Below are 23432 nucleotides of genomic sequence, written 5' to 3' on the forward strand. Positions count from 1 at the left end.
TCAGATGACGCGGCTTGCCGCGAGCCGGTCGATCCGTTCGGCATCGCAGCCGAGCTCGTCGGCCAGCACCTCGCGCGTGTGCTGGCCCAGGGTCGGCGGCGCGCGCCGGTAGACCACCGGCGAGGTCGACAGCCGGATCGGATTGGCCACCAGCGGAATGGCACCGGCCGTGGCGTGCTCGACCTCGATCTTCATGCCGCGCGCGATCACCTGCGCGTCCTCGAACACGCGCGCGAGGTCGTTGATCGGGCCGCAGGGCACCTCGGCCGCCTCGAGCGCCGCCACCCATTCGTCGGTGGAGCGCGTCAGCGTGCATTCGCGCAGCAGCCGGATCAGCTCGACGCGGTGCGCGATGCGCGCGAGGTTGGTCGCGAAGCGCTCGTCGGTGGCCAGCGCCGGCCGGCCGATGGCCGCGCACAGCCGCGCGAACTGGCCGTCGTTGCCGACCGCGATGATCACGTCGCCGTCGGCGGTCGGGAAGTCCTGGTACGGCACCACGTTGGGATGCGCATTGCCGAGCCGGCCCGGCGAGCGGCCGCCGTAGAGGAAGTTCATGCCCTGGTTCGCCATGCAGGCCACCTGCACGTCGAGCAGCGCGAGGTCGATGTGCTGGCCCGTGCCGCTGCGCTCGCGGTAGGCCAGCGCGGCCAGGATCGCGTTCGAGGCGTAGAGGCCGGTGAACAGGTCCGCCACCGCGACACCGACCTTGAGCGGGCCGGCGCCCTCCTCCGATTCCGCGCGGCCGGTAACGCTCATGAGCCCGCCCATGGCCTGCACCAGGAAGTCGTAGCCCGCGCGCGGCGCATAGGGACCGGTCTGGCCGAAGCCGGTGATCGAGCAATAGACCAGCCGCGGGAACTCGGCATGCAGCGTGGCGTAGTCGAGGCCGTACTGCGCGAGGCCGCCGACCTTGTAGTTCTCCACCAGCACGTCGCAGCGCGCCGCGAGCTCACGCACCAGTTGCTGGCCCTCGGCCGTGGTGATGTCGATGGTGACCGAGCGCTTGTTGCGGTTGGCGCACAGGTAGTAGGCCGCGTCGGGCGTGGGCTGGCCGTCGCGGTCGTGCAGGAAGGGCGGGCCCCATCTGCGCGTGTCGTCGCCGCTGCCGGGCCGCTCGACCTTGATCACGTCGGCGCCGAGGTCGGCGAGCATCTGCGAGGCCCAGGGGCCGGCCAGCACGCGCGACAGGTCGAGCACCTTCACATGCGAGAGAGCGCCGTCCATCGCTTCAGGCCGCCAGCATGTGCAGGCCCGCACCCAGGTGGGCCGCGCCGTCGATCTGGATTAGCTGGCCGGTCATGAGGTGCGCGGCCGGCGTGGCGAGGAAGGCGACCAGCTCGGCCACCTCCTCCACGCTGGTGGCGCGGCCCATCGGCGTGGCGTCGACCAGCCGGTCGAGCATCGCCTTCGCGGCCTCGCCGGCCAGGCCCTCGGTCAATACCGCGCCGGGGCCGATGCAGTTGAGCGCGATGTCGTCCCTGGCCCATTCGAGCGCCAGCGTGCGCATCAGGCCCAGCACGCCGGCGCGCGCGGCGATCGAGTGCGCGATGCCCATCGAGCCGCGGTCCACGCCCGACAGCGAGATGTTGACCACCGAGCCCTTGCGCGCCTTGAGGAAGGGATAGGCGGCCTTGGTGACGACGAAGATGGCCGACAGGTTGACGTCGATCACGGCGTCCCAGCCCTTGCGGCTGATGCCGGTGGCGGGCGCGAAGAACTGGCCGCCCGCGTTGTTCACCAGCAGGTCGATGCCCTGGCGCTGGCCGACGCGCGCGACCAGTGCCTCGATCGCCTCGGTGTCGCGCACGTTGCAGGTCTCGAAGCCGAAGCGGCCCGCGAGGCCCTCGGCCAGCTGGCCGGTCTCCTCGAGCGCCTCGGCGCGGCGGCCGGTGCCGAAGACGTCCATGCCCAGCGCCATCAGCCGCAGCGCGATCGCGCGGCCGATGCCGGAGCCGGCGCCGGTGATGAAGGCCGAGCGTCCCTGGTGGACGCCGGGCCGCATGACCCGCAGCGCGTCGGCGGCGGGAAGGGAAGAAGTGCTGGCCATCGAAGGCTCCTCGGATCGAAAGGATGGAAGAAGGGGAAAGGACGCGGCTTCAGGCGAAGCGCAGGCCGCCACCCACGTGCGGGGTCGCGCTGCGCGGCAGCCGCTGCCCGTCGAACAGCGCCGGGAACGCGGGCACGTGCTCGCCCGATGGCAGCGCCCGCGAGACCGCGCCGGGGCGCAGCGCGCGGATCATGGCCAGCGCCTCCTCGGGCGGCCGCACGTTGCCGGCCGGTATCTGCAGCGCCCGCATCTGCGCCAGCACCTCGTCGCGCCGGCGCGGCAGCGTCCAGGCCTCGACCTGGGCGTCGAAATGCGCGGCGCGCGCGATGCGCTCCTTGATCGGCGCGTCGTCGGCGCCCACCAGCGGCCGCAGCCGGCGCCAGTAGGCATCGAGCCCGCCGAGGATGTAGACGTGGCCGTCGGCGCAGCGGTAGATGCTCGAGGGCGCGGAGGCGCGGTCGCGGTTGCCCATCGGCGGATCGAGCGGGTCGCCCTCGCTGACCGCGAGCATCGCCGGCCCGATCAGCATGCTGGCCGCCACCTCCATCATCGACAGGTCGACCAGGCAGCCCTGGCGCGCGGGGTCGAGCATGGCCATGGCGCAGCTCATGCCGGCGTACATGCCGCAGAACATATCGATCGGCCAGCTGGTCGACAAGCGCGGCGAGCCGTCCTCGTCGCCGTTGAGCAGCGCGAAGCCCGACTCGCACTGCGCGATGGTGTCCATGCAGATGCGCGCATCCTGCTGGCCGTAGCCCGAGATCAGCACGATCACCAGCCGCGGGAAGCGTTCGCGCAGCGTCGGCCCGTCCAGGCCCAGGCCGCTCAGTGACGCGGGCGCGAGGTTGCAGACGAAGGCATCGGCCTCCTCGAGCATGGCATCGAGCGCCGCGCGGTCGGCGGCCTCGCGCAGGTTCAGCACCCGGCTGGTCTTGCCGGTGTTGAAGCTGCGCGCGTAGTAGCTGCCGAAGCCGTTGCCCGGCAGGGTGCGCACGCCGTCGCCCTGCGGCGACTCGACCTTCGTGACCTCGGCGCCGAAGTCCGCGAGGTACTGGGCCGCGGTGGGCCCGGCGATGAACTGCGACAGGTCGACCACGCGCCGGCCGGCCAGCGGGCGCGGCAGGCCCTGGGCCCGCGCCTCAGGCATGCACCACCCGCGTGGCCTTGTGGATGGTGCGCGGCAGGGTGCCGGACTCGACCACCTCGACATGGAAGCGCACCTGCAGCTTCTCGCGCAGCCGCTGCGACAGCCGCTCGCCGAGGTCGGCCGGCGCGCCCGCCGCGCGCTCCACGCGCAGCTTCACGCCGGTGAGGAAGCCGGTGTGCGGGTCCTTCACGCTGTCGTCGAGCACCAGCAGGTACTCGTTGCTCAGGCCCGGGAAGGCGCGCACGATGTCCTCGACCGCCGAGGGGAACAGGTTCACGCCGCGGATGATCAGCATGTCGTCGGCGCGGCCCAGCACGCCGCCGGCCAGGCGCGCATGGGTGCGGCCGTCGGGCGCGGCGCGGCTGTCGCGCACCACCATGTCGCCGGTCCACCAGCGCACCAGCGGGCAGGCCTGCTTGTCGAGGTGGGTCAGCACCAGCACGCCACGCTCGCCGTCGGCCACCGGCTCCTTCGTGTCGGGATGCAGCACCTCGACGTAGATGAAGTCCTCGGCCAGCGTCGGGCCGAGCTGCGCGGCGGTGTCCCAGCCGATCGGCTGGCATTCGAGCGCGCCGTAGCAGTCGAACATCTTCGCGCCCCACTGGCGCTCGATGCGCTCGCGCGTGCCGGGGATGCTGGCGCCGGGCTCGCCGCCCACGCAGACCATCTTCACGCGCGAGGTGGTCAGGTCGCGCCCCAGCTTCTCGGCTGCCTCGGCCATGTGGGCCATGAACGAGGGCGTGCCGATCACGCACTGGCTGCCGTACTGGAAGATGGTCTCGATCTGGCGCTCGGTGTCGCCCGAGGAGGCCGGGATCACCAGCGCGCCCAGGTGCTGGGCCGCGAGCGTGGCGCCGAGGCCGCCGACGAACCACGCGTAGTTGAACATGCACTGGAAGATGTCGCCGCGCCGCAGGCCCTGCGCATAGAGGTAGCGCGCGTAGAGGTCGGCCCAGCGTTCGATGTCGGCCTGGGTCCAGAGCACCGGCGCGGGCCGGGCCGTGGTGCCGGAGGAGAAATGCACCCGCACGGCCTCGCCGGGTTCGACGGCGGCCAGGGCGCCGAACGGGGGCTGTGCCTCGAGACCGGCGACGTAGTCGGCCTTGCGCGTGAACGGCAGCCGGCGCAGGTCGGCGAAGCTCTTCAGGTCGCCGGGCTCGAAGCCGACCTCGGCGAACACCTTGCGGTAGTGGCTGCTGGTGCGCCCCACGCGCTCGAGCTGGCGGCGCAGGGCATCGAGCTGGAAGGCCTCGATGCGGTCGCGCGACCAGGTCTCCCTCTCATCCCAGATGGTCTCGGAAAAGGGCTGTCTTTCTTGCTGCTTCATGGTTTGGATCCTTGAGAAGCCCGCGCAGCGCGAAGGCTGCCAGGGCATGTGCGATGTCGTCCACCGCCTCGGCGCTCTGCAGCCGCCGCTGGCTGTACCAGACGGTGGCCCAGTTGAGCGCGCCGAAGAAGGGCTTGGTGATGAGCTTCGCCGGCTGGTCGACGAACAGGCCCGCGCGCACCCCGTCGTCGATCACCTCGACGAACATCTGTTCGTAGTCGTCGCGCATCTTGACCACCGAGCGCAGCCGCTTGGCGCCCGAGGAGGCGCCCAGCAGGTGCCGCTCCAGTCCCTGCACCGCCACCTTCTGCATCGGCAGCTCGGTCAGCAGGATCTGGGTATGGCGCAGCGCCATCGCGGACAGGCGCTCGAGCGGGTCGCCCGCGCCGCGCGCGATCGGCTCGACCTGCTCGTTGAGCCGGTTCATCGCGGCGATCTGCACGTCGAAGAAGAGGTCGGCCTTGCTGCGGTAGTGGTGATAGATGCGGCCCTTGGTGGCGCCCAGGCGCTGCGCCACCGCGTCGATCGACGTCGCCGCATAGCCCAGCTCCATGAAAAGTTCCGCCGCCGCCTGCAGGATCTCGTTGCGCGACTCGTTGCCGCCCGGATCCACCACTGCCTGTTGTGCACTCGCCATCGCCAACCTCTTCTCTTTCGTGATTCACTTCACCCGATCTTCCGCCTCCTTGCGCACGGCGCGTGACAACACCAGCCGCTGGATTTCGGACGATCCCTCGTAGATCTCGAGGATGCGCTGGTCGCGGTACAGCCGTTCCGCGACCGTCGGCTTGCAGTAGCCCATGCCGCCCCAGATCTGGACCGCATTGTCCGCCGCCCGGTGGGCCACCTCGGAAGTGAAGAGCTTGGCCATGGCGCCGAGGTTCGAGACGTCGGCGCCGGCGTCGTAGGCGCGCGCGGCCTCGTACAGCATCATGCGGGCGGCCGAGATCTCGGTCGCCATGTCGGCCAGCTTGAAGCCGATGCCCTGGTTCTCGCCGATCGGCTGGCCGAAGGTGCGGCGCTCGACGGCGCGCTGCGAGGCCTCGCGGAAGGCCGCGAGCGCCAGCCCCATCGACTGCGCCGACACCATGATGCGGCCCACGTTGAGCGTCTGCAGCGCCAGCCGCAGCGCGCGGTTGAGCTCGCCGATGCGCGCGCTGTCGGGCACCACCACGTCGACGCGCAGGTTCGAGGTCTGGGTGCCGCGGATGCCCATCTTGTCGGACAGCTCGTCGACCACCGCGCCGGGCTTCTCCTTGTCGACCATGAAGGCCGAGATGCCGCGCCCGCCCGCGGCCGGGTCGGTCTTGGCGAACACCACGTAGTAGCGCGAGGCGCCGCCGTTGCCGATCCAGTACTTCTCGCCGCGCAGGCGCCAGCCCTCGCCCTCGCGCACCGCCGTGGCCTCGATGGCCGCGGCATCCGAGCCCGCCACGCGCTCGGACAGCGCGAAGCTGGTGGCGCGGCCCTGCGTCATCTCGCGCAGGTAGAAGTCCTTCTGCGCGTCGGTGCCGGCCAGCAGGATCGGGAAGGCGCCGAGCTGGTAGGCGCACATGATCGCGGCGGTCGACGCGCAATGCATGCCCAGCGTCTCGACCGCGGCCACGGTGGCGGTCAGGCTCTGGCCCTCGCCGCCCCACTGCGTGGGCAGGAACAGGCCGGTGAAGCGGTGCGCCACCAGCGCCTCGATGGTCTCCCAGGGATAGCGCTGGTCGCGGTCGAGCTCGGGCGCCAGCGGCGCGAAGCGTTCGCGCCCGAGGCGGTCGGCCAGTTGTTGCCAGCGGGTGGCGGCGTCGTCGAGCGAGGGGGTCCAGATCACGGTCACTTGGGAGTCTCCAGGGTGGTCAAAGAAGGTGTGGCCGGGGCGGCGCGCGAGCGGAACAGGCGGCCCAGCGGACGCGCCAGGCCCATCAGCCCCTGCGGGAAGAAAGCCAGGATCAGCACCAGCACGCTGCCCAGCACGATCTTGTCGACGTAGCCGCCGAGCGAGAAGAACTTCTCCTGCACCAGCACCAGCGCCGTCGCCAGCAGCGGGCCCAGCAGCTGCCGGCGCCCGACCAGCACCACGGCCGTCAGCATCAGGATCAGGAAGTAGTTCTCCAGGATGTCGGCGCTGACGTAGGCGCGCTGGTAGGCGTAGAGCCAGCCGGCCAGCGCGCTGATCGGCGCCGAGAACAGGAACACCTGCAGCCGCACGCGCGCCGGGTCGATGCCGCCGATGGTCGCGAGCCGCGGGTTCAGGTGGGTCATGATGGCCGCCGCGCCGAGCTGCGAATGGCGGAAGCGATCGACCAGGTAGATCACCACCACCAGCAGCGCGAAGGCGTAGGGCCAGAGCTCCTTGTCGTTGCGCGCGGTCAGCGTCAGCGGCCCGATCGAGAGATCGAGCATCGGCAGCCCGCGCACGCCGTCGGAGCCGCCGAGGAAGGCCCAGTTGGCCGCCAGCGTCATCGCCACCACCGCCATCGCGTAGGTGACGAGCGAGAACACGAACTCGCGCAGCCGCAGCGTCACCAGCCCGATGGCCGCGGCGAACACCAGCGCCAGCGCGATCGAGGCGCCGAGCGTGGCCCAGGAACCGGCACCGGCGCGCGTGGACAGCAGCGCCGTGGTGTAGGCCCCTACCGCGAAGAACACGGTATGGCCGAGGCTGACCTCGCCGAGGTCGGAGACGATCACGTCGAGGCCGTAGGACAGCACGGCCAGGATCGCGATCAGCACGGCCGCGCTGTAGACCGAGGCGCCGCCGCCGAGCCAGCCCGGCGCGAACAGCACGAGCACGGCGACGATGGGCAGCGCGGCGCGCTGCGGACGCAGGCGGGCCATCAGTGCACTCCCCCGCGCGCGCCGGCGCCCAGGCCGCCGGGCCGCAATACCAGCACCGCGATCAGCACCAGGAAGGCCGCGGCCGTGGTGTAGGCCGGCGAGACCAGCGCGCCGAACAGCGCCGTGAAGATGCCCAGCGCCACGCCCGCCACGTAGCTGCCCGCCACGCTGCCGATGCCGCCGAGCACCACCACCACGAAGGTCATGATGACCTCCTCGAAGCCCATCGAGGTGAGGATCGGCGTTCGCGGCGCGACCATGCCGGCCGCGAACGCGACCGCCGCGCCCTCGAACGCGAACACGCCGTAGTAGACGCGCCGCACGTTGACGCCGGCGAGCTGCGCCAGCTTCGGGTCTTCCGCCACCATGCGCACCAGCCGCCCGGTGCGGGTGCCGTCGAGCGTCCACTTCAGGCCGATGAAGACCGCGATCGCGGCCAGCACGATGGCCGCGTCCTGCCAGGTCAGCCAGAGATCGCCGATGTCGATCTCGCGCTGCGACAGCGCGGTCTCGAGGATCTGGCCGGTGGAGCCGAAGATCAGCGCCGCCGCGCCCTGCAGCACGTAGCCGAAGCCCAGCGTCATGATCATGATCGAGACCAGGTTCTGCTCGAAGGTCGCGCGCAGCATCACGCGCTGCATCGCCACGCCGAAGGCCGCGCCCACCGCCATGGCGATCGGCAGCGCCAGCGCGTAGGGCACGCCGGCGCGCGTCACGGCCCACCAGCTGACGAAGGCGCCGAGCATGTACATCTGGCCGTGGCCGAAGTTCACCAGGCGTGCCACGCCCAGCAGCACGGTCCAGCCGATCGCGACCAGCGCGTAGGCATGGCCGAGCACGATGCCGTTGATGAGTTGTTGCAACAGGTTCATGCCGCGTGGGCTCCGAGGTAGGCTTGCGCGATGCGCGGGTCGTTGCCGAACTCGGCCGCCGGTCCCTCGAGGACCACGCGGCCGCGCTCCAGCAGCACGAGGCGGTCGACCACCTCCATGGCGGCGCGCACGTTCTGTTCGACCAGCAGGATGGAAAGGCCCGAGCGGGCCAGCGTTCGCATGGTCTGCAACACCTGCGAGACCAGCATCGGCGCCAGGCCGATCGAGGGTTCGTCGAGCAGCAGCAGGCGCGGGCCCATCATCAGCGCGCGCCCGATGCCCAGCATCTGGCGCTCGCCGCCCGAGAGCTGCGCGCCCAGGTGGCCGCGGCGCTCGTGCAGGCGCGGGAACAGGCCGTAGATCTCGTCGCGCGTGTAGACCTTGCGCCCGGGCGCGGCCAGCGGCGCGAAGGCGGTCGAGAGGTTCTCCTCCACGCTCATGCGCGAGAACACCAGCCGCCCCTCGGGCACCAGCAGCAGGCCGGCGCGCACGCGGTCGTGCGTGGGCCAGGCATCGATGCGCTCGCCGTTCAGCACCACCTCGCCGGCCACGCGCGGATCGCCGCGCGACCAGCCCGCGAGCGCGTTCACCAGCGTCGACTTGCCGGCCCCGTTGGCGCCGATCACGCCGAGGATCTCGCCGCGTCCCACGCGCAGCGCATCGAGCGCCACCGCGCGGTTGCCCGCGTAGGAGACCGCGAGGCCGCGCACCTCGAGCACCGTGTCCTGATCCGTGCGGCTCATTGCGCCTTCCCCAGGTAGGCCTCGCGCACGCGCGGATCCCGCTGGATCTCGGCCGGCGTGCCGTAGGCGAGTTGGCGGCCCAGGTCGAGCACGCAGATGCGGTCGGCCACGGCCATGATCAGTTCCATGTGGTGCTCGATCACCACCAGCGCCACGCCCTCGCGCTTGAGCGCGGACAGCAGCGCGACCAGCGCCGCCATGTCCTCGCCGCCCAGGCCCGCGGCCGGCTCGTCGAGCAGCAGCACGCTGGCGCCCGCGCCGTAGGCCAGCGCGATCGACAGCATGCGCTGCACGCCGTAGGGGATCTCCTTCGGGCTCATCGCGTGATAGAGCGCCGGGATGCCGAAGCGCACCAGTTGGCGCGCCGCGAAATCCTCGGCCTCGCCGCGCCGGCGCGCGGCGCCGACCGGGTTGAGCACGCTCGACCACAGGCCCGCGTGCGCCTGCGCGCCGAGCACGGCGACGAAGTTGCCGAGCACGCTGAGGTCGTCGAAGAAGGCGTTCTGCTGGAACGCGCGCTTCAGGCCCAGGCCCGCGAGGCCATAGGGCGGCACCGCCGTCACGTCGCGCCCGTGCAGGCTCACGCGGCCGCCGCGCCGCACCATCGCGGTCACCGCGTCGTAGCAGGAGCTCTTGCCGGCGCCGTTCGGGCCGATGATGCCCAGCAGCTCGCCGGGCGCCACCTCCCAGCCCACGCCGTCGAGCGCGACCAGCGCGCCGTAGCGCACGCCCAGGCCTTCCACGCGCAGCGCGGGCGGGGCGGTGGCGTTGGCGGTCGCCGGGTTCATCGCGTCGCTGTGCATGCCCGGCTCACTGCTGCACCACGATCTTGCGGCCGTCCACCTTGAACAGGTAGTGGTGCGACAGCAGCTGGCCGTTGGGCTCGAAAGTCAGGTCGCCCATCACCGTGCCCTTGAAGCTGCCGCCGCGGATGCGCCTGGCGATCGCCTCGCGGTCCAGCGTCTTGAGCTCGTTGGCGGCCATCGCCCACACCTGCAGCGAGGTGGCGCCCAGCGCCATGAACTTGTCGGGCGTGTACTTGAAGAGCTCCTGCGTCTTCGCCACGAAGCGCTGGTTGGCGGGGTTCGAGACGAAGGGCTCCACGGCCGGGAAGTAGATGTCTGCGCTGACCAGCCCGTGCGCTGCATCGCCGGCCACGTCGATCACGCTGGGCGCGACCGTGCCCACCGCGGCCACCAGCGCGCCCGGCAGCCGCGACTGCCTGGCCTGGCGGATGATCGCGGGCATGCCCAGGCCCTCGTTGGCGTTGATCGCCACCGTGATGTCGGGGTTGGCGGCGCGCACGTTGGTCAGCGCCACGCGGAAGTCGGCCTGCGCGAACGGGAATTTCTCCTCGGCCACCTTCTCGTAGGCATAGCCGAGCTTCTTGAGCTCGCCCTCGATCGATTCCTGCGCGCCGTTGCCGTAGGCGTCGTTCTCGGTCAGGAAGGCCACGCGCTTGGCCTTCACCACCTTCGCGATGTAGTTCGCGATCACCGCGCCGTCCTGCGAGTTCGAGCTGTTGAGCCGCACCGCCAGCGGATTGCCTTCGCCCGAGAGGATCGGATCGGCCTTCGAGACCGCCGTGATGTCGAGCACGCCGGCGCGCGCGATCACCGGCTGCATCGCGAGCGTGACCGGGCTGTTCCAGCCCTCGATGATCACCGCGACGCCCGAGCTCACGAGCTCGGTGGCGCGCGAGACGCCCACGGCCGGCGTCGACTCGTCGTCGCGCGAGACGATCTCGATGCGCCGGCCCAGCACGCCGCCGCTCTCGTTGATGACCGCCGCCATCGCCTGGATCGCCTGCGTCACGTGCTGCCCCTGCGGGCCCGCGCCGCCCGACAGCGGGAAGATGGTGCCGACCTTGACGGTCGGCGGCGTCTGCGCCTGGGCCGGCGCGAGGCCGAACAGCGCGAGGCCCAGGCCCGCCGCCGTCATCAGGTTCCGAATCAGCTTCATGGTGTGTCTCCAGCTCGTTATGGAAGGGAAAGGCTCTTCGTCGTCTATCGGCCGGCCGGCTTCTGCACGACGATCGCGCCGTTGCTGACCGTGAAGGCATGGGTGGGCAGCTGCAGCTGCCCGTTGGGCGCGAAGCTCACGTCGCCGAACACCGTGCCCTTGAAGCTGCCGCCGCGGATGCGGCGCGCCAGCGGCTCGCGCTCCAGCGTCTTGAGTTCGTTCGCCGCCATGGCCCAGAACTGCAGCGCGGCCGCGCCCACCGCCATGAACTTGTCGGGCGTGCGCTTGAACATCGCCTGCGAGCGCGCGACGAAGCGCTTGTTGACGGGATCGGAGGCGAAGGGCTCGACGTCGGGAAAGTAGATGTCCACGCCGGCCACGCCGTTGGCGGCCTCGCCCGCCACCGAGATCACGCTCGGCGCCACCGTGCCCAGCGCGGCGAGCAGCTGGCCCGGCACGCGGCCCTGCTTGAACTGGCGCAGGATCGCGGGCATGCCCAGGCCCTCGTTGGCATTGATCGCGACGGTCACGTCGGGATTGGCGGCGCGGATGCTGGTCAGCGCGATGCGGAAGTCCGACTGCGTGAACGGGAACTTCTCCTCGGCCACCTTCTGGTAGTCGTGGTTCAACGCCTTGAGCCCGGCCTCGATCGCCTGTTGCGTGCCGATGCCGTAGGCGTCGTTCTCGGTCAGGAAGGCGATGCGCCGGCCCTTGAAGCCGGTGGCGATGGCCTGCGCGACCGCGGCGCCGCCCTGCGAGTTGGAGGCATTGAGGCGGATCGCGAGCGGGTTGCCCTCGCCGGAGAGCACCGCATCGGCGCTCGCGAAGGTCGTGATGTCGAGCACGCCGGCGCGCGCGATCACCGGCTGCATCGCCAGCGCCACCGGGCTGTTCCAGCCTTCGATGATCACGGCCACACCCTGCCCGATCAGTTCGTTGGCGCGCGACACGCCGACCGCCGGCGTCGATTCGTCGTCGCGCACCAGCACTTCGATCGGCCGCCCGAGCACGCCGCCGGCCTCGTTGATGAGCGCGGCCATGGCCTGGATCGCCTCGGTCACGTGCTGGCCCTGCGGCCCCGCGCCGCCCGACAGCGGAAGGATCACGCCGACCTTGATCGGCGCGGGCGACTGCGCCATCGCGCCCGCCCCCGAAGCCAGTGCCGCCGCGGCGATCGCGGCCATCGAAAACATGCGTCGTGTCGGATCCATCTCGTCTCCTTGCGCGGTGCGCGACCTCGGGCCAGGCGGCGCAGATCGTGCCGCGGAGCAAACATACCATTGAGTATTTAATCGGGTCAACGCCATCGCGATGAAAGAACCCTAGGCGAATACCCTATGGGACAGGTGGCATGCCACGCGAATCCATCCCGGTCTCGTTGCAACGATACTCATCGGTATGTATCATGAACCGACGCATCTTCCCAACTGCACAAGGCAAGCACTCATGAACACAGAAGGAATCAGCGCGCTCGTCACCGGCGGCGCATCGGGCCTGGGCCTCGCCACGGTCCATCGGCTGCACGCGGCGGGCGCCAGCGTGGTGATCGCCGACCTGCCCTCCTCGCAGGGCGAGGCCATCGCGAAGAGCCTCGGCGAACGGGTCCGCTTCGCGCCCGCCGACGTCACCAGCGAGGTCGACATGAACGCAGCCTGCGACGTGGCCGAGTCCTTCGGTCCGCTGCGCGTGCTGGTGCACTGCGCGGGCCGCGGCGGCCCGGTGCGGCTGGTCGACAAGGACGGCAGCCCGGGTTCGCTCGAAACCTACGAGAACATCGTGCGCATCAACCTGGTCGGCACCTTCAACACGCTGCGGCTGGCGGCCACGCGCATGGCGCGCAACGAGCACACGGCCGAGGGCGAGCGCGGCGTCTGCGTGCTGACCGCCTCGGTGGCGGCCTACGAGGGCCAGATCGGGCAGATCGGCTATGCCTCGTCGAAGGCCGGCGTGGTGGGCCTGACCATCGTGGCGGCGCGCGACCTCGCGAGCAAGGCGATCCGCGTGTGCACCATCGCGCCCGGCATCTTCGACACGCCGATGCTCGCGCGCGTGTCGGAGGCGGCGCGCCTCTCGCTCGGCGCCTCGGTGCCGCATCCCTCGCGGCTGGGCACGCCCGACGAATACGCGCAGCTCGCGCTGCACATCGTGAGCAACCCGATGCTCAACGGCGAAACCATCCGGCTCGACGGCGCGCTGCGCATGGCGCCGCGCTGAGTCGCCCTACCTCCGTTCACCCTTCTCCCCCCAGAGGAAGCACCCATGACCGAAGAAGTCCTCGTCGACAGCAGCGACGGCATCCTGACCATCACCATCAACCGCCCGCAGGCGCGCAACGCGGCCACGCTCGCGGTGGCGCGCGGCATCGCGGCCGCGCTCGACGAGCTCGACCGGCGCGACGACCTGCGCATCGGCATCCTCACCGGTGCCGGCGGCACCTTCTGCGCCGGCATGGACCTCAAGGGCTTCCTGCGCGGCGAGCGCCCGAGCATCGAGGGCCGCGGCTTCGGCGGCCTGACCGCGAAGCCGCCCGTGAAGCCGCTGATCGCCGCGGTCGAGGGCTATGCGCTGGCCGGCGGCTTCGAGCTGGTGCTGGCCTGCGACATGGTGGTGGCGGCCGACAACGCCCAGTTCGGCGTGCCCGAGGTCAAGCGCGGCCTGGCCGCGACCGCCGGCGGCCTGGTGCGGCTGCCGCGCCAGTTGCCCTACCGCATCGCGCTCGAGCTCGCGCTCACGGGCGACATGTTCCCGGCCGCGCGCGCCTACCACTACGGCCTGGTCAACCGGCTCGCCGCGCCCGGCGAGGCACTGGCCGAGGCGCGCCGGCTGGCGCAGACCATCGCGGCCAACGGCCCGCTGTCGGTGGCCGCGAGCAAGCGCGTGGTGGTCGAGTCGCAGGACTGGCCCGCCGCCGAGCTGTGGGAACGCCAGGCCGCGCTGACCGAGCACGTGTTCAGCTCGGCCGATGCGCGCGAGGGCTCGGCCGCCTTCGCCGAGAAGCGCAAGCCCGTGTGGCAGGGCAAGTGACGCCATGGCCACCGACACCCGATTCGACGGCCCCGGCCCCGATGCGCAGTACCTGCAGGCGCTGCAGGAAGGCCGGCTGATGCTGCAGCACTGCGAGGACTGCGCCGCGGTGCGCTTCCCGCCTGCGCTGGTGTGCCGCGCCTGCGGCAGCCCGCGGCTGCAATGGCGCGCCTCGCCGGGGCTGGGCAGCGTGTATTCGCTGACCACCGTGCGCGACCGCGCGGGCGACTACAACGTGGCGCTGGTCGACCTCGAGGGCGGCGCGCGCATGATGAGCCGCGTGGAGGACGTCGCGCCCGACGCGGTGCGCATCGGCCAGCGCGTGCGGGCACGCATCGTGCCCGGCGAGGAGCCCTTCGTGGTCTTCGCGCCGGCCGAGGGAGACGCGCCATGAGCCGCGCGGCGCATTCCCTGCGCGGCCGCGGCGCCATCGTCGGCATCGGCAACACGCGGCGCTGGAACGCGCCCGGCCGCACGCCCTTCGACCAGCTGCAGGAAGCGGCCGTGCTCGCGCTCGAGGACTGCGGCCTGCGCATGTCGCAGGTCGACGGCCTGTTCTGCGCCATGTCGACCTCGGGCCTGCCGGTGCTCAACGTCGCGGAGCGCCTGGGCATCAAGCCCCGGCATGCCGACGGCACCATGGTCGGCGGCGCCTCCTTCCTGTTCCACCTGCAGTCGGCGCTGATGGCGCTCGAGCTCGGCCTGTGCGAGGTCGCGCTGATCTGCTATGGCTCCAACCAGCTCACGGCCGGCGGCAAGCTGGCCTCGATGCCCGATCCGCAGCCCTACGAGTCGCCGTTTCGCCCGCGCTATCCGCTGTCGAGCTACGCGCTGGCCGCGGCGCGCCACATGCACCAGTACGGCACCACGCGCGAGCAACTGGCCGACGTGGCGGTGGCCGCGCGCGACTGGGCGCGACTCAATCCCGATGCCTTCGCGCGCGATCCGCTGAGCCGCGCCGAGGTGCTGGCCTCGCGCATGATCAGCGATCCGCTGACCAAGGCCGACAGCTGCCTGGTGACCGACGGCGGCGCGGCGCTGGTGCTCACGCGCGCCGAGCGCGCGCGCGACATGCCGCGGCCCGCGGCCTACGTGCTGGGCACCGGCGTGGCCGTGAGCCACCGCCAGATCTCGGCCATGCCCGACCTCACGACCACCTGCGCGGTCGAATCGGGCCAGCGCGCCTATGCGATGGCCGGCGTCGGGCCGAAGGACATCGACCACCTGATGGTCTACGACGCCTTCACCATCAACACGCTGCTGTTCCTCGAGGACCTGGGCTTCTGCGCCAAGGGCGAGGCTGGCGCGATGGTGTCCTCGGGCGCCATCTCGCCGGGCGGGCGGCTGCCGGTCAACACCAACGGCGGCGGCCTGTCGTGCAACCACCCGGGCATGTACGGCCTGTTCACCGTGATCGAGTCGGTCGAGCAACTGCGCGGCAGCGCCGGCGCGCGGCAGGTCGAGGGCGTCGAGATTTCGCTCGCGCATGCCAACGGCGGCGTGCTGTCGAGCCAGGCCACCGCCATCCTCGGCACGGCCGCCACCTTGTGAGGACCGCATGACCATCGACCCCGAACGGCTGCTGGCCGCCCAGATCCCGCGGATCGAGCAGCACTACGACTGGCAGCAATGCATCGTCTACGCGCTGGGCATCGGCGTGGGCCTGGACCCGATGGACGAGGCCGACCTGGCCTTCGTCGACGAGACCCGGCTCAAGGTGCAGCCCACCATGGCCAACGTGATGGGCTACCCCGGCTTCTGGATGCGCGACCTGCCGCTGGGCCTGGACTGGGTGCGCACGGTGCACGGCGAGCATTCGACGCGCATCCACCGGCCGCTGCCCGCCAAGGCCTCGGTGCGCGGCACCAGCCGCATCGTCGACCTGATCGACAAGGGCGAGGGCCGCGGCGCGCTGATCTTCGTCGAGCGCGAGATCGCCGACATGCACAGCGGCGAGCTGCTGGCCACCGTGCGCCAGACGGTGTTCTGCCGCGGCGACGGCGGCTTCGGCGGCGAGCGCCGCGCGCAACCCGCGCCGCACGCCATACCGGCGCGCGCGCCCGATGCCGCGATCGAGCTGCCGACCTCGCCGCAGTCGGCGCTGATCTACCGGCTGTGCGGCGACTACAACCCGCTGCATGCGGTGCCGGCGATCGCGCGCGAGGCCGGCTTCGCGCGCCCGATCCTGCACGGCCTCGCGACCTTCGGCGTGGCGGGCCACGGCATCGTCAAGCGCTGGTGCGACGGCGACCCCACCGCGCTGCGCGAGATGGGCGGGCGCTTCTCCTCGCCCGTGTTCCCCGGCGAGACGGTGCGGCTCGAACTCTGGCGCGAGGGACCGACCCGCGCCGCCTTCCGCGCCAGCGTGCCCGCGCGCGGCGTCGTCGTCATCGACAACGGCCATCTCGAAACCGCCTGAGGACACACCCGATGAGTGGACTGCTTTCGAAAATCCGCGTGCTCGACCTGAGCCGCGTGCTCTCGGGCCCCTGGGCCACGCAGATGCTGGCCGACTTCGGCGCCGACGTGATCAAGGTCGAGCGCCCCGGCATCGGCGACGACGTGCGCCAGCAGGGCGCGCGCCTGAAGGACCGCGCGGGCGGCGAGACGCAGGAGCGCTCGACCTTCCTCGCGCTCAACCGCGGCAAGCGCTCGATCGCCATCGACATGGCCAAGCCCGCGGGCCAGCGGCTGATCCGCCGGCTCGCGGCCTGCGCCGACGTGGTGGTCGAGAACTTCAAGGCCGGCGACCTCGCGCGCTACGGGCTCGACCACGCCTCGCTGGCGCGCGTCAATCCCAAGCTGGTGTATTGCTCGATCAGCGGCTTCGGCCAGTCGGGTCCCTACAGCGCCATGCCGGGCTACGACCTGATCTTCCAGTCGATGAGCGGCGTGATGAGCCTGACCGGCATTCCCGACGGCGAGCCCGGCGCGGGGCCGCAGCGCGCGGGCTACCCGGTGTCGGACACCACCGCGGGCTTCTACGCCACCATCGGCATCCTGGCCGCGCTGCACCACCGCGACACGGTCAGCGGCGTGGGCCAGTACATCGACCTCGCGCTGCTCGACGCGCAGGTGGCCGCCACCTCCTCGATGGCGATGAGCTACCTGGTGGCCGGCCAGTTGCCGCAGCGCGTGGGCATCCGCTCGCAGCTGACCTGCCCCTACCAGGACTTCGCCTGCGCCGACGGGCCGATGATGATCGCCGTGGGCAACGACTCGCAGTTCGCCTCGCTCGCGCGCGTGCTCGGCCATCCCGAATGGCCGGCCGACCCGCGCTTCGCGACCACGCCCGAGCGCGTGGCGAACCGCGAGGCGCTGGTGCCTGCGATCGCCGACATCCTGCGCCGGCAGCCGCTCGCCCACTGGCTGCCGCTGCTGCGCGAGGCCAACGTGCCCAGCGGGCCGATCAACGACTTCCGCCAGGTGTTCGACGATCCGCAGATCCGGCATCGCGAGATGGTGCGCGAGATCGCGCATCCGCTGTCGGGTTCGCTGTCGGTGGTGGCCAATCCGCTGAACTTCTCGGCCACGCCGGTCGAATACAAGCGGCCGCCGCCGCTGCTGGGCCAGCACACGCACGAGGTGCTGCGCGAGCTGCTCGCGGTCGGCGACGCCGAGCTCGCCGAGCTGGGCGCCGAAGGTGCGATCGCGCAGGGGGAACGGCCATGAGGGCGGTGCTCTGCAAGCAGTTCGGGCCGCCCTCCTCGCTGGTGGTGGAGGAAGTGCCCTCGCCCGTGGCCGGCCCGGGCCGGCTGGTGGTGTCGGTCAAGGCCTGCGGCGTCAACTTTCCCGACACGCTGATCATCCAGGGCCAGTACCAGTTCAAGCCCGAGCTGCCGTTCTCGCCCGGCGGCGAGGTCGCCGGCATCGTCAACGCGGTGGGCGAAGGCGTCACGCAGTTCAAGCCCGGCGACCGCGTGATCGCCGCCACCACCTGGGGCGGCTATGCGGAGGAGGTGGTGGCCGAGGCCGCGCGCACGCTGCCGATGCCCGATGGCATGGACTTCGCGACCGCCGCGGCCTTCACGCTCACCTACGGCACCTCGCACCATGCGCTGAAGGATCGCGCCGTGCTGCAGCCCGGCGAGACGCTGCTGGTGCTCGGCGCCGCGGGCGGCGTGGGCCTGGCGGCGGTGGAGCTCGGCAAGGCGATGGGTGCGCGCGTGATCGCGGCGGCCTCGAGCCCGGCCAAGCTCGCCGTGTGCCGCGACCATGGCGCCGACGAGCTGATCGACTACGCCGCCGAGGACCTGCGCGAGCGCATCAAGGCGCTGACCGGCGGCCGCGGCGTGGACGTGGTCTACGACCCGGTCGGCGGCGACTACAGCGAGCCCGCGCTGCGCGGCATGGCCTGGCGCGGTCGCTTCCTGGTGGTGGGCTTCGCGGCCGGCCGCATCCCGAGCCTGCCGCTGAACCTGCCGCTGCTCAAGGGCTGCGCGGTGCTCGGCGTTTTCTGGGGCGCCTTCACGCGCAACGAGCCCGAGCGCAATGCCGCCAACCTGCGCGAGCTGATGCAATGGGTCGGCGACGGGCGGCTGCGGCCCCATGTCTCGGCGCGCTATCCGCTCGAGCGCGCGGCCGATGCGCTCGACGACCTGGTGCAACGCCGCGTGCACGGCAAGGTCGTGCTGACCACGGAGGACTGAGGCCATGGACAAGGTGCTGGTGGCGGGCGCGCTCGGCGTGGTCGGGCGCGCCGCGATGGAACGTTTCGCGGCCCGGCCCGGCCTGCATGCCGTGGGCCTGGCGCGCAGGCGGCCCGACTTCGCGCCCGACGCGACCTGGGTCTCGGCCGACCTGCGCGATGCCCGGGCCACGCGCGAGGCGCTGGCGCCGCACCGCGATGCCACGCACCTGGTCTATGCCGCGCTCAACGAGCAGCCCGACCTGCTGCAGGGCTGGCGCGCGAGCGAGAACATTGAGCTCAACAACCGCATGCTGCGCCACACGCTCGACGCGCTCGAGGGCGCGCCCCTGCGGCACGTCACGCTGCTGCAGGGCACCAAGGCCTATGGCGTGCACACGGGCCGGCCGATGCGCGTGCCCGCGCGCGAACAGGACGCGGTGCGCGACCACGCCAACTTCTACTTCGACCAGCAGGACCTGGTGGCCGAGCGCGCGGCGCGCGCGCGCTTCGGCTGGACCGTGTTCCGGCCGCAGATCGTGCTGGGCGTGGCGACCGGCAGCGCGATGAACCCGGTGGCCGCGATCGGTGCCTACGCGGTGCTCGCGCGCGAGCGCGGCCAGCCGCTGGCCTGTCCCGCCCATCCGCACCTGCTGACCGAGTGCACCGACGCGCGCCTGATCGCCAAGGCCATTGAATGGGCCTGGCACGAGCCGCGCGCGCACGGCGAGGCCTTCAACATCGCCAACGGCGACGTGGTGGTCTGGGCCAGCCTGTTCGAGCGGCTGGCGGCCTTCTTCGAGATGCCGCTGGGCGAAGCCACGGGCACGCGCCTGCGCGAGGAGATGCCCGCGCAGGCCGCGCTGTGGCAGCGGATCGCGCAGCGCGAGGGCCTGCGCGAGCGCGACCTCGATGCGCTGATCGGCCTCTCGTGGCAGTACGCCGAGGCGACCTGGGCCGCGCGGCGCCCGCTCGCGCTGCCGCCGCTGGTGTCCACCGTCAAGCTGCGGCAGGCCGGCTTCGGCGACTGCATCGACACCGAGCAATGCATCGTCGAGCACCTGCAGGCGATGCGCGACTTGCGCTACCTGCCCTGACCGGCAGGCCGCGCCAGGCGGCCCGCGGATCTCACTCCGCCTTGATGTTGAGGCGCGTGATGAGCTCGCCCCACTTCTGGCTCTGCTGCTGCGTCACCTCGATCAGCTCGCCGGGCGTGCTCGCCTTGGCCTCGTTGCCGATCTTGTGCATCGCATCGGCGAAGCGCTTCGAGGTCGTGACCTTGCGCAGCGCCGCATTGAGCTTGTCGATCACCGGCTTGGGCGTGCCGGCCGGCGCGAACACCGCATACCAGGTCTCGCCCACGATCGAGGGATAGCCGAGCTCCTTGAAGGTCGGCACCTCGGGCATCAGCGGCTGGCGGTCGGCGCTGAGCACCGCGATCGCGCGGTACTTGCCCGCGTTCACGTTCGGCAGCGCGCTCGTGAGCGCCTCCACGTTCGAATCGACGATGCCGCCGATCATGTCCATGGTGGCCGGCGCCGCGCCCTTGTAGTGCACCTGCGTCATCTTCACGTCGAGGCCGGTGGCGATCAGCTCGCCCAGCAGGTGGACCATGCTGCCCTGCCCGTTGGTGGCGTTGTTGATCTTGCCGGGGTTGGCCTTGGCATAGGCCACGTACTCGGCCACCGTCTTCGCGGGGAAGTCCTTCTTCACCACGAAGGCGAAGGGCACGGTGGCGACCGCCGCCACCGGCGCGAAGTCCTCGAGCTTGTACGGCAGCTTGTCGATCAGGTGCGGCGTGGTGGTGAAGGTGCTGCCGGCCGACAGCAGCAACGTGTGGCCGTCCTTGGGCGCGCGCGCCACGAACGAAGCGCCGATCGCGGTCGCCGCGCCGGCCTTGTTGTCGATGATGAAGGTGCCGCCCATCGCCTCGCCGAGCTGCACCGCGAGCTGGCGCCCCACCACGTCGCTGGTGCCGCCGGGCGGAAACGGCACGACCAGCGTGACGGGCTTGGTCGGCCAGTTGGCCGCGGCATCGGCCTGCGCCGCCGCGGCCAGCGGCAGCAGCGGCAGGGCCAGCGCGGCGGCCAGCGCCAGGGTCTTCGATCGGATTCGCATGTCTCTTGTCTCCTTGGTTCTTCGTCGGTTCGCGCGTGTCGATGCGCGCGCTTCAGACCGTCGCCACCGGCGTGACCGGCGAGCCCACCGCGCCCGGCAGCCGCAGCGGCGGCGCGGTCAGCAGGAAGCTCGAGCGCTTGTGCGCGCGCAGCCATTGCGCGAGCTCGGCGAAATACCAGAGCTCGCCCAGGTGCAGGCCGAGCTTGAAGAGGCAGTGCGCATGCAGCGGTAGCCCGGGGTACGAGCCGTTCGCGCCCGGCCGGGCCGGATAGGCCTCGACCGCGAAGTTGTCGGCGCAGATCGCGACGATGCCCGAGTCGGTGATCCACTGCAGCAGCTTCTCGTCGCGGCCGTCGAGCACCGCGCACGAGCGCGCCAGCACCTCGCCGTCGGGCTGCTTGTTCATCTCGAGGATCAGGTCGGCAAAGCCGGTGTAGAGGCACAGGAAGTCGCCCTGCTCCACGCTCGCGCCCTGCGCCTCGAGCGCGGCCATCAGGCCGTCGTAGCCCACCAGCGCGCGCTCGCGGCCGTGGATGCGCTCGAGGTCGACCAGCACGCCGCGGCCCTGCACGCCGGCCGTGGCCATGCGCTCGATGCCGATCGAGCGCGCGCCCCAGCCGCGTTCGGCGTCGTCGGGGCCGACGATCTCGATGCCGGCGCGAAAGCCGTTGTAGTAGACCTTCTCGGGCCGGCCGTCGCCGTCGGCATCGAACATCTGGCCCACGTGGCCGAGGCCGTCCCACTGCGTCGAGTACTGCAGGAACATCAGCACCGCGTCGTCCGAGATCACGTCGCAGAAGCAGTCGTTCACGTTCGACAGCCGATAGTTGAAGTTGAAGCTGTCGCCGCGCTTCTCGTAGACGAACTTCGGCGCCTTGCGGTGCTGGAACAGCGTGTTGCCGCCCGGATGGTCGAGCGGCAGGCTCAGGCAGAACGCCGTGCCGTGCTCGACCTCGCGGAAGGCGCGCAGGCGCGTGGCCGGTGTCAGCAGGTTCATGCGGCCGATCTGGTCGTCGGGGCCGAAATCGCCCCAGTTCGATCCTTCGGGGCGGTGTTGCCAGCGTGGCTTGTCCATGGGCGGAGCTTTCTTGAAGAGAGAGGCCAAAGAAGGGCTGCGCGTGGAGTCGTGTCACGCCGCCGGCAGCAGACGAAACATACTATTAGGTATGGCGCGCAGTCAATCGAGGGTGACCCTCGGGCTCGAGGACAGGTTCTATGCGATTCCTTTGACTATCTGGTGTCGCTCGGCGATTTACCCTTCTATAGATACCAATCGGTATGTTCATGATGAAGTGGCACTGGCACGAGCAGCACGTCACCCGCCGGGCCGCCGATACCATCGGTCCATGTCGAGCACCCCCTCCTCCCATCCCCCCGAATCGCCTGAATCCATCTCGGCGGCTGCACGGCAAGCACTCGATGCCTACCTGGCGCGGATCCAGGGTCAGGACTTCTCCGGCGCGTCGCTGCTTTCCGGTGACGACATCGTCCGCTGGAGCCTGGACCTGCGGTCGCTCCCGATATTGCGGCGGCTCGACGGCCTGGTGCTCGACGATCCGCAGACGAGCAACCACCACCTGCTGCTGACCGCGCCGCCACTGGCCGGCGCGGTCCTGTACCTGAGCCACGACGGCGACTCGCGCGTGGTGTTCGCCGACGTCGAGGACTTTCTCGACGCGGTCCGGCGCGCTGCCGCCGACGATCGGGAGATCGAGGACTTCCATCCCTCGGTATCGCCGCCCGCGAACGACCAGGCGGGCGTGGGCGCGCTGATCCGCTCGCTGCTCGCTTCCGCGGACGACGAGGATGGGGCCGTTGCCTTCATTCCCTCGCTGGACCTGCGCGATACCGGGCTGCTGCGCGAGCTCGCATCGCACGAGAACATCTTCGTGGCGGAAGCGCTCGCGGTGGAGATCGCGAAGCGTCCGTCCGAAGCGCTGCGCGAGATCGCATCGATGTGCGCGGCGCACGCGCACCCGCAGGCGGCGAATGCGGGCAAGCGGGCCGTGGCGGCGGTGGCGTCGCTCTAGAGCCTGTTCACGCTGACCGACGACGCGCAGTGGTCCAGCGTCCGTCGCAGCACCGTGTCGACCCGCCGCAGGCTCAGGTCGCAGCGCCGGGCGACCTCCTCGCGCGTCATCTCCTCGATGCGCAACCCGATCAGCACCGAGCGGTGGCGCTGCGGCAGGTGCTGCAAGGCGCGCTCCACCGCCGCGAGTTCGGAGCGCGCATCGGCGATGGCCTCGGGGCCCGGCGAGAGATCGGCGAGATGCTCGAGCTCGGTCTCGGCATCGCTCGCGTACTGCCACGGCCTGTCGGCACGCAGCCGGTCGGTCGCCGCATTGCAGGCGACGCGGTAGACATAGGCCTCGGGGCTTTGCGCCGCCTGCGCGGAGGTTCGATCACCGAGGCGGATCCACGCATCGTGCAGGCTGTCGCTGGCCAGGTCGGGACATCCTAGGTGGTGCATCAGGCGCCGGTGCAGGCGCGCGTAGTTCGCCACCAGGAACACCTGCAGATCGGGGCCAATGCCTTCCGTTGCGCCGCGCTGTTCCCCGCGTTCGCGCGACGGCATTTCGCGCCCGAAGTCCAGGGGCTCGAAGGACGCGGCCCAGCGGCCACCGGATGCCGGACGCGCCGCGCTCGCATGAAGGGAGGGGGTCATGGTGGTGATGCTCGGGTGAAGAAGGCATGCGGCGGCCGGGCCTGCCGGTCACGGCAGCCCGAATCCACCGAAGG

The 23432-nt window shown here is 71.2% G+C and carries 24 protein-coding genes; 9 read left to right on the forward strand and 15 right to left on the reverse strand.

The window, feature by feature from the left end:
• From AC07RM_RS02415 to AC07RM_RS02470, 12 genes are read right to left on the reverse strand one after another with little or no spacing between them, the layout of a single operon-like run.
• Positions 1–1224, reverse strand: coding sequence for a CaiB/BaiF CoA transferase family protein (locus AC07RM_RS02415; RefSeq protein ID WP_495332713.1), 1224 nt, complete (start codon positions 1222–1224; stop codon positions 1–3).
• Positions 1225–1228: 4 nt separating this feature from the next.
• Positions 1229–2047: an SDR family oxidoreductase gene (locus AC07RM_RS02420; RefSeq protein ID WP_495332715.1), complete on the reverse strand. Its 819-nt coding sequence runs from the start codon at positions 2045–2047 to the stop codon at positions 1229–1231.
• Positions 2048–2096: 49 nt separating this feature from the next.
• The gene (locus AC07RM_RS02425) at positions 2097–3194 is read right to left on the reverse strand and encodes a CoA transferase (protein ID WP_495332717.1); all 1098 of its coding nucleotides are present in this window, start codon (positions 3192–3194) and stop codon (positions 2097–2099) included.
• The gene (locus AC07RM_RS02430; protein WP_495332719.1) at positions 3187–4521 is read right to left on the reverse strand and encodes a phenylacetate--CoA ligase family protein; all 1335 of its coding nucleotides are present in this window, start codon (positions 4519–4521) and stop codon (positions 3187–3189) included. Before AC07RM_RS02430 ends, AC07RM_RS02425 begins: the two co-directional genes overlap by 8 nt.
• Positions 4475–5158, reverse strand: coding sequence for a TetR/AcrR family transcriptional regulator (locus AC07RM_RS02435; RefSeq protein ID WP_093352379.1), 684 nt, complete (start codon positions 5156–5158; stop codon positions 4475–4477). The genes AC07RM_RS02430 and AC07RM_RS02435 overlap by 47 nt, the downstream gene beginning before the upstream one ends.
• A 24-nt stretch (positions 5159–5182) precedes the next feature.
• Positions 5183–6346, reverse strand: a complete 1164-nt coding sequence (locus tag AC07RM_RS02440; protein ID WP_209539686.1) for an acyl-CoA dehydrogenase family protein — start codon at positions 6344–6346, stop codon at positions 5183–5185.
• Positions 6343–7347, reverse strand: a complete 1005-nt coding sequence (locus tag AC07RM_RS02445; protein WP_495332721.1) for a branched-chain amino acid ABC transporter permease — start codon at positions 7345–7347, stop codon at positions 6343–6345. Before AC07RM_RS02445 ends, AC07RM_RS02440 begins: the two co-directional genes overlap by 4 nt.
• A complete protein-coding gene (locus tag AC07RM_RS02450) occupies positions 7347–8219 on the reverse strand; it encodes a branched-chain amino acid ABC transporter permease (RefSeq protein WP_093352387.1) in 873 nt (290 codons plus the stop codon). Before AC07RM_RS02450 ends, AC07RM_RS02445 begins: the two co-directional genes overlap by 1 nt.
• Entirely contained in the window at positions 8216–8962 is a 747-nt protein-coding gene (locus AC07RM_RS02455) for an ABC transporter ATP-binding protein (RefSeq protein WP_093352389.1), read from the reverse strand. The genes AC07RM_RS02450 and AC07RM_RS02455 overlap by 4 nt, the downstream gene beginning before the upstream one ends.
• The gene (locus AC07RM_RS02460) at positions 8959–9765 is read right to left on the reverse strand and encodes an ABC transporter ATP-binding protein (protein WP_495332723.1); all 807 of its coding nucleotides are present in this window, start codon (positions 9763–9765) and stop codon (positions 8959–8961) included. The genes AC07RM_RS02455 and AC07RM_RS02460 overlap by 4 nt, the downstream gene beginning before the upstream one ends.
• 7 nt (positions 9766–9772) lie before the next feature.
• Complete coding sequence (locus AC07RM_RS02465; RefSeq protein ID WP_495332725.1) at positions 9773–10924, reverse strand: ABC transporter substrate-binding protein; 1152 nt, start codon at positions 10922–10924, stop codon at positions 9773–9775.
• A 44-nt stretch (positions 10925–10968) separates the two neighbouring features.
• Positions 10969–12135: an ABC transporter substrate-binding protein gene (locus AC07RM_RS02470; protein ID WP_256222913.1), complete on the reverse strand. Its 1167-nt coding sequence runs from the start codon at positions 12133–12135 to the stop codon at positions 10969–10971.
• A gap of 235 nt (positions 12136–12370) precedes the next feature.
• On the opposite strand from AC07RM_RS02470, the gene AC07RM_RS02475 reads away from it, so the two are divergent.
• The 8 genes from AC07RM_RS02475 to AC07RM_RS02510 are packed head-to-tail and all read left to right on the forward strand — an operon-like array spanning position 12371 to position 19672.
• Positions 12371–13138 (forward strand): SDR family NAD(P)-dependent oxidoreductase, encoded by a 768-nt coding sequence (locus AC07RM_RS02475; RefSeq protein WP_203207048.1) that lies wholly within the window; start codon positions 12371–12373, stop codon positions 13136–13138.
• Between the two features lie 45 nt (positions 13139–13183).
• Positions 13184–13948, forward strand: coding sequence for a crotonase/enoyl-CoA hydratase family protein (locus tag AC07RM_RS02480; protein WP_296798944.1), 765 nt, complete (start codon positions 13184–13186; stop codon positions 13946–13948).
• A 4-nt stretch (positions 13949–13952) separates the two neighbouring features.
• Positions 13953–14342, forward strand: coding sequence for a Zn-ribbon domain-containing OB-fold protein (locus AC07RM_RS02485; protein ID WP_495332727.1), 390 nt, complete (start codon positions 13953–13955; stop codon positions 14340–14342).
• Complete coding sequence (locus AC07RM_RS02490; protein WP_495332729.1) at positions 14339–15499, forward strand: thiolase family protein; 1161 nt, start codon at positions 14339–14341, stop codon at positions 15497–15499. Before AC07RM_RS02485 ends, AC07RM_RS02490 begins: the two co-directional genes overlap by 4 nt.
• A gap of 7 nt (positions 15500–15506) precedes the next feature.
• A complete protein-coding gene (locus tag AC07RM_RS02495) occupies positions 15507–16367 on the forward strand; it encodes a MaoC/PaaZ C-terminal domain-containing protein (RefSeq protein ID WP_203207045.1) in 861 nt (286 codons plus the stop codon).
• Positions 16368–16378: 11 nt separating this feature from the next.
• Positions 16379–17620, forward strand: a complete 1242-nt coding sequence (locus tag AC07RM_RS02500; protein WP_495332730.1) for a CaiB/BaiF CoA transferase family protein — start codon at positions 16379–16381, stop codon at positions 17618–17620.
• Complete coding sequence (locus AC07RM_RS02505) at positions 17617–18597, forward strand: NADPH:quinone oxidoreductase family protein (RefSeq protein WP_495332731.1); 981 nt, start codon at positions 17617–17619, stop codon at positions 18595–18597. Before AC07RM_RS02500 ends, AC07RM_RS02505 begins: the two co-directional genes overlap by 4 nt.
• Positions 18598–18601: 4 nt before the next feature.
• Positions 18602–19672 (forward strand): SDR family oxidoreductase, encoded by a 1071-nt coding sequence (locus tag AC07RM_RS02510; RefSeq protein ID WP_495332732.1) that lies wholly within the window; start codon positions 18602–18604, stop codon positions 19670–19672.
• A 31-nt stretch (positions 19673–19703) separates the two neighbouring features.
• Here the strand turns inward: AC07RM_RS02510 and AC07RM_RS02515 are convergent, their stop codons facing one another.
• A complete protein-coding gene (locus tag AC07RM_RS02515) occupies positions 19704–20693 on the reverse strand; it encodes a Bug family tripartite tricarboxylate transporter substrate binding protein (RefSeq protein ID WP_495332733.1) in 990 nt (329 codons plus the stop codon).
• A gap of 52 nt (positions 20694–20745) precedes the next feature.
• Complete coding sequence (locus AC07RM_RS02520; RefSeq protein WP_296784899.1) at positions 20746–21768, reverse strand: cyclase family protein; 1023 nt, start codon at positions 21766–21768, stop codon at positions 20746–20748.
• Between the two features lie 271 nt (positions 21769–22039).
• Between AC07RM_RS02520 and AC07RM_RS02525 the strand changes: the two genes are divergently transcribed.
• Entirely contained in the window at positions 22040–22723 is a 684-nt protein-coding gene (locus AC07RM_RS02525; RefSeq protein WP_495332734.1) for a hypothetical protein, read from the forward strand.
• On the opposite strand, the gene AC07RM_RS02530 is transcribed toward AC07RM_RS02525, so the two are convergent.
• A complete protein-coding gene (locus AC07RM_RS02530) occupies positions 22720–23358 on the reverse strand; it encodes an RNA polymerase sigma factor (RefSeq protein ID WP_495332735.1) in 639 nt (212 codons plus the stop codon). The two genes, AC07RM_RS02525 and AC07RM_RS02530, sit on opposite strands and share 4 nt — an antisense overlap.
• Positions 23359–23432: the final 74 nt, after the last annotated feature.

It is taken from the genome of Variovorax sp. GW821-FHT09B05 (assembly GCF_059418265.1).

Coding starts and splice junctions, on each gene's coding strand:
- AC07RM_RS02460 (WP_495332723.1), bottom strand. CDS start 9,765: ATGCACAGCGACGCGATGAACCCGGCGACCGCCAACGCCACCGCCCCG.
- AC07RM_RS02445 (WP_495332721.1), bottom strand. CDS start 7,347: ATGGCCCGCCTGCGTCCGCAGCGCGCCGCGCTGCCCATCGTCGCCGTG.
- AC07RM_RS02515 (WP_495332733.1), bottom strand. CDS start 20,693: ATGCGAATCCGATCGAAGACCCTGGCGCTGGCCGCCGCGCTGGCCCTG.
- AC07RM_RS02450 (WP_093352387.1), bottom strand. CDS start 8,219: ATGAACCTGTTGCAACAACTCATCAACGGCATCGTGCTCGGCCATGCC.
- AC07RM_RS02415 (WP_495332713.1), bottom strand. CDS start 1,224: ATGGACGGCGCTCTCTCGCATGTGAAGGTGCTCGACCTGTCGCGCGTG.
- AC07RM_RS02495 (WP_203207045.1), top strand. CDS start 15,507: ATGACCATCGACCCCGAACGGCTGCTGGCCGCCCAGATCCCGCGGATC.
- AC07RM_RS02465 (WP_495332725.1), bottom strand. CDS start 10,924: ATGAAGCTGATTCGGAACCTGATGACGGCGGCGGGCCTGGGCCTCGCG.
- AC07RM_RS02525 (WP_495332734.1), top strand. CDS start 22,040: ATGTCGAGCACCCCCTCCTCCCATCCCCCCGAATCGCCTGAATCCATC.
- AC07RM_RS02510 (WP_495332732.1), top strand. CDS start 18,602: ATGGACAAGGTGCTGGTGGCGGGCGCGCTCGGCGTGGTCGGGCGCGCC.
- AC07RM_RS02500 (WP_495332730.1), top strand. CDS start 16,379: ATGAGTGGACTGCTTTCGAAAATCCGCGTGCTCGACCTGAGCCGCGTG.
- AC07RM_RS02470 (WP_256222913.1), bottom strand. CDS start 12,135: ATGGATCCGACACGACGCATGTTTTCGATGGCCGCGATCGCCGCGGCG.
- AC07RM_RS02425 (WP_495332717.1), bottom strand. CDS start 3,194: ATGCCTGAGGCGCGGGCCCAGGGCCTGCCGCGCCCGCTGGCCGGCCGG.
- AC07RM_RS02455 (WP_093352389.1), bottom strand. CDS start 8,962: ATGAGCCGCACGGATCAGGACACGGTGCTCGAGGTGCGCGGCCTCGCG.
- AC07RM_RS02520 (WP_296784899.1), bottom strand. CDS start 21,768: ATGGACAAGCCACGCTGGCAACACCGCCCCGAAGGATCGAACTGGGGC.
- AC07RM_RS02420 (WP_495332715.1), bottom strand. CDS start 2,047: ATGGCCAGCACTTCTTCCCTTCCCGCCGCCGACGCGCTGCGGGTCATG.
- AC07RM_RS02435 (WP_093352379.1), bottom strand. CDS start 5,158: ATGGCGAGTGCACAACAGGCAGTGGTGGATCCGGGCGGCAACGAGTCG.
- AC07RM_RS02475 (WP_203207048.1), top strand. CDS start 12,371: ATGAACACAGAAGGAATCAGCGCGCTCGTCACCGGCGGCGCATCGGGC.
- AC07RM_RS02490 (WP_495332729.1), top strand. CDS start 14,339: ATGAGCCGCGCGGCGCATTCCCTGCGCGGCCGCGGCGCCATCGTCGGC.
- AC07RM_RS02530 (WP_495332735.1), bottom strand. CDS start 23,358: ATGACCCCCTCCCTTCATGCGAGCGCGGCGCGTCCGGCATCCGGTGGC.
- AC07RM_RS02430 (WP_495332719.1), bottom strand. CDS start 4,521: ATGAAGCAGCAAGAAAGACAGCCCTTTTCCGAGACCATCTGGGATGAG.
- AC07RM_RS02480 (WP_296798944.1), top strand. CDS start 13,184: ATGACCGAAGAAGTCCTCGTCGACAGCAGCGACGGCATCCTGACCATC.
- AC07RM_RS02505 (WP_495332731.1), top strand. CDS start 17,617: ATGAGGGCGGTGCTCTGCAAGCAGTTCGGGCCGCCCTCCTCGCTGGTG.
- AC07RM_RS02485 (WP_495332727.1), top strand. CDS start 13,953: ATGGCCACCGACACCCGATTCGACGGCCCCGGCCCCGATGCGCAGTAC.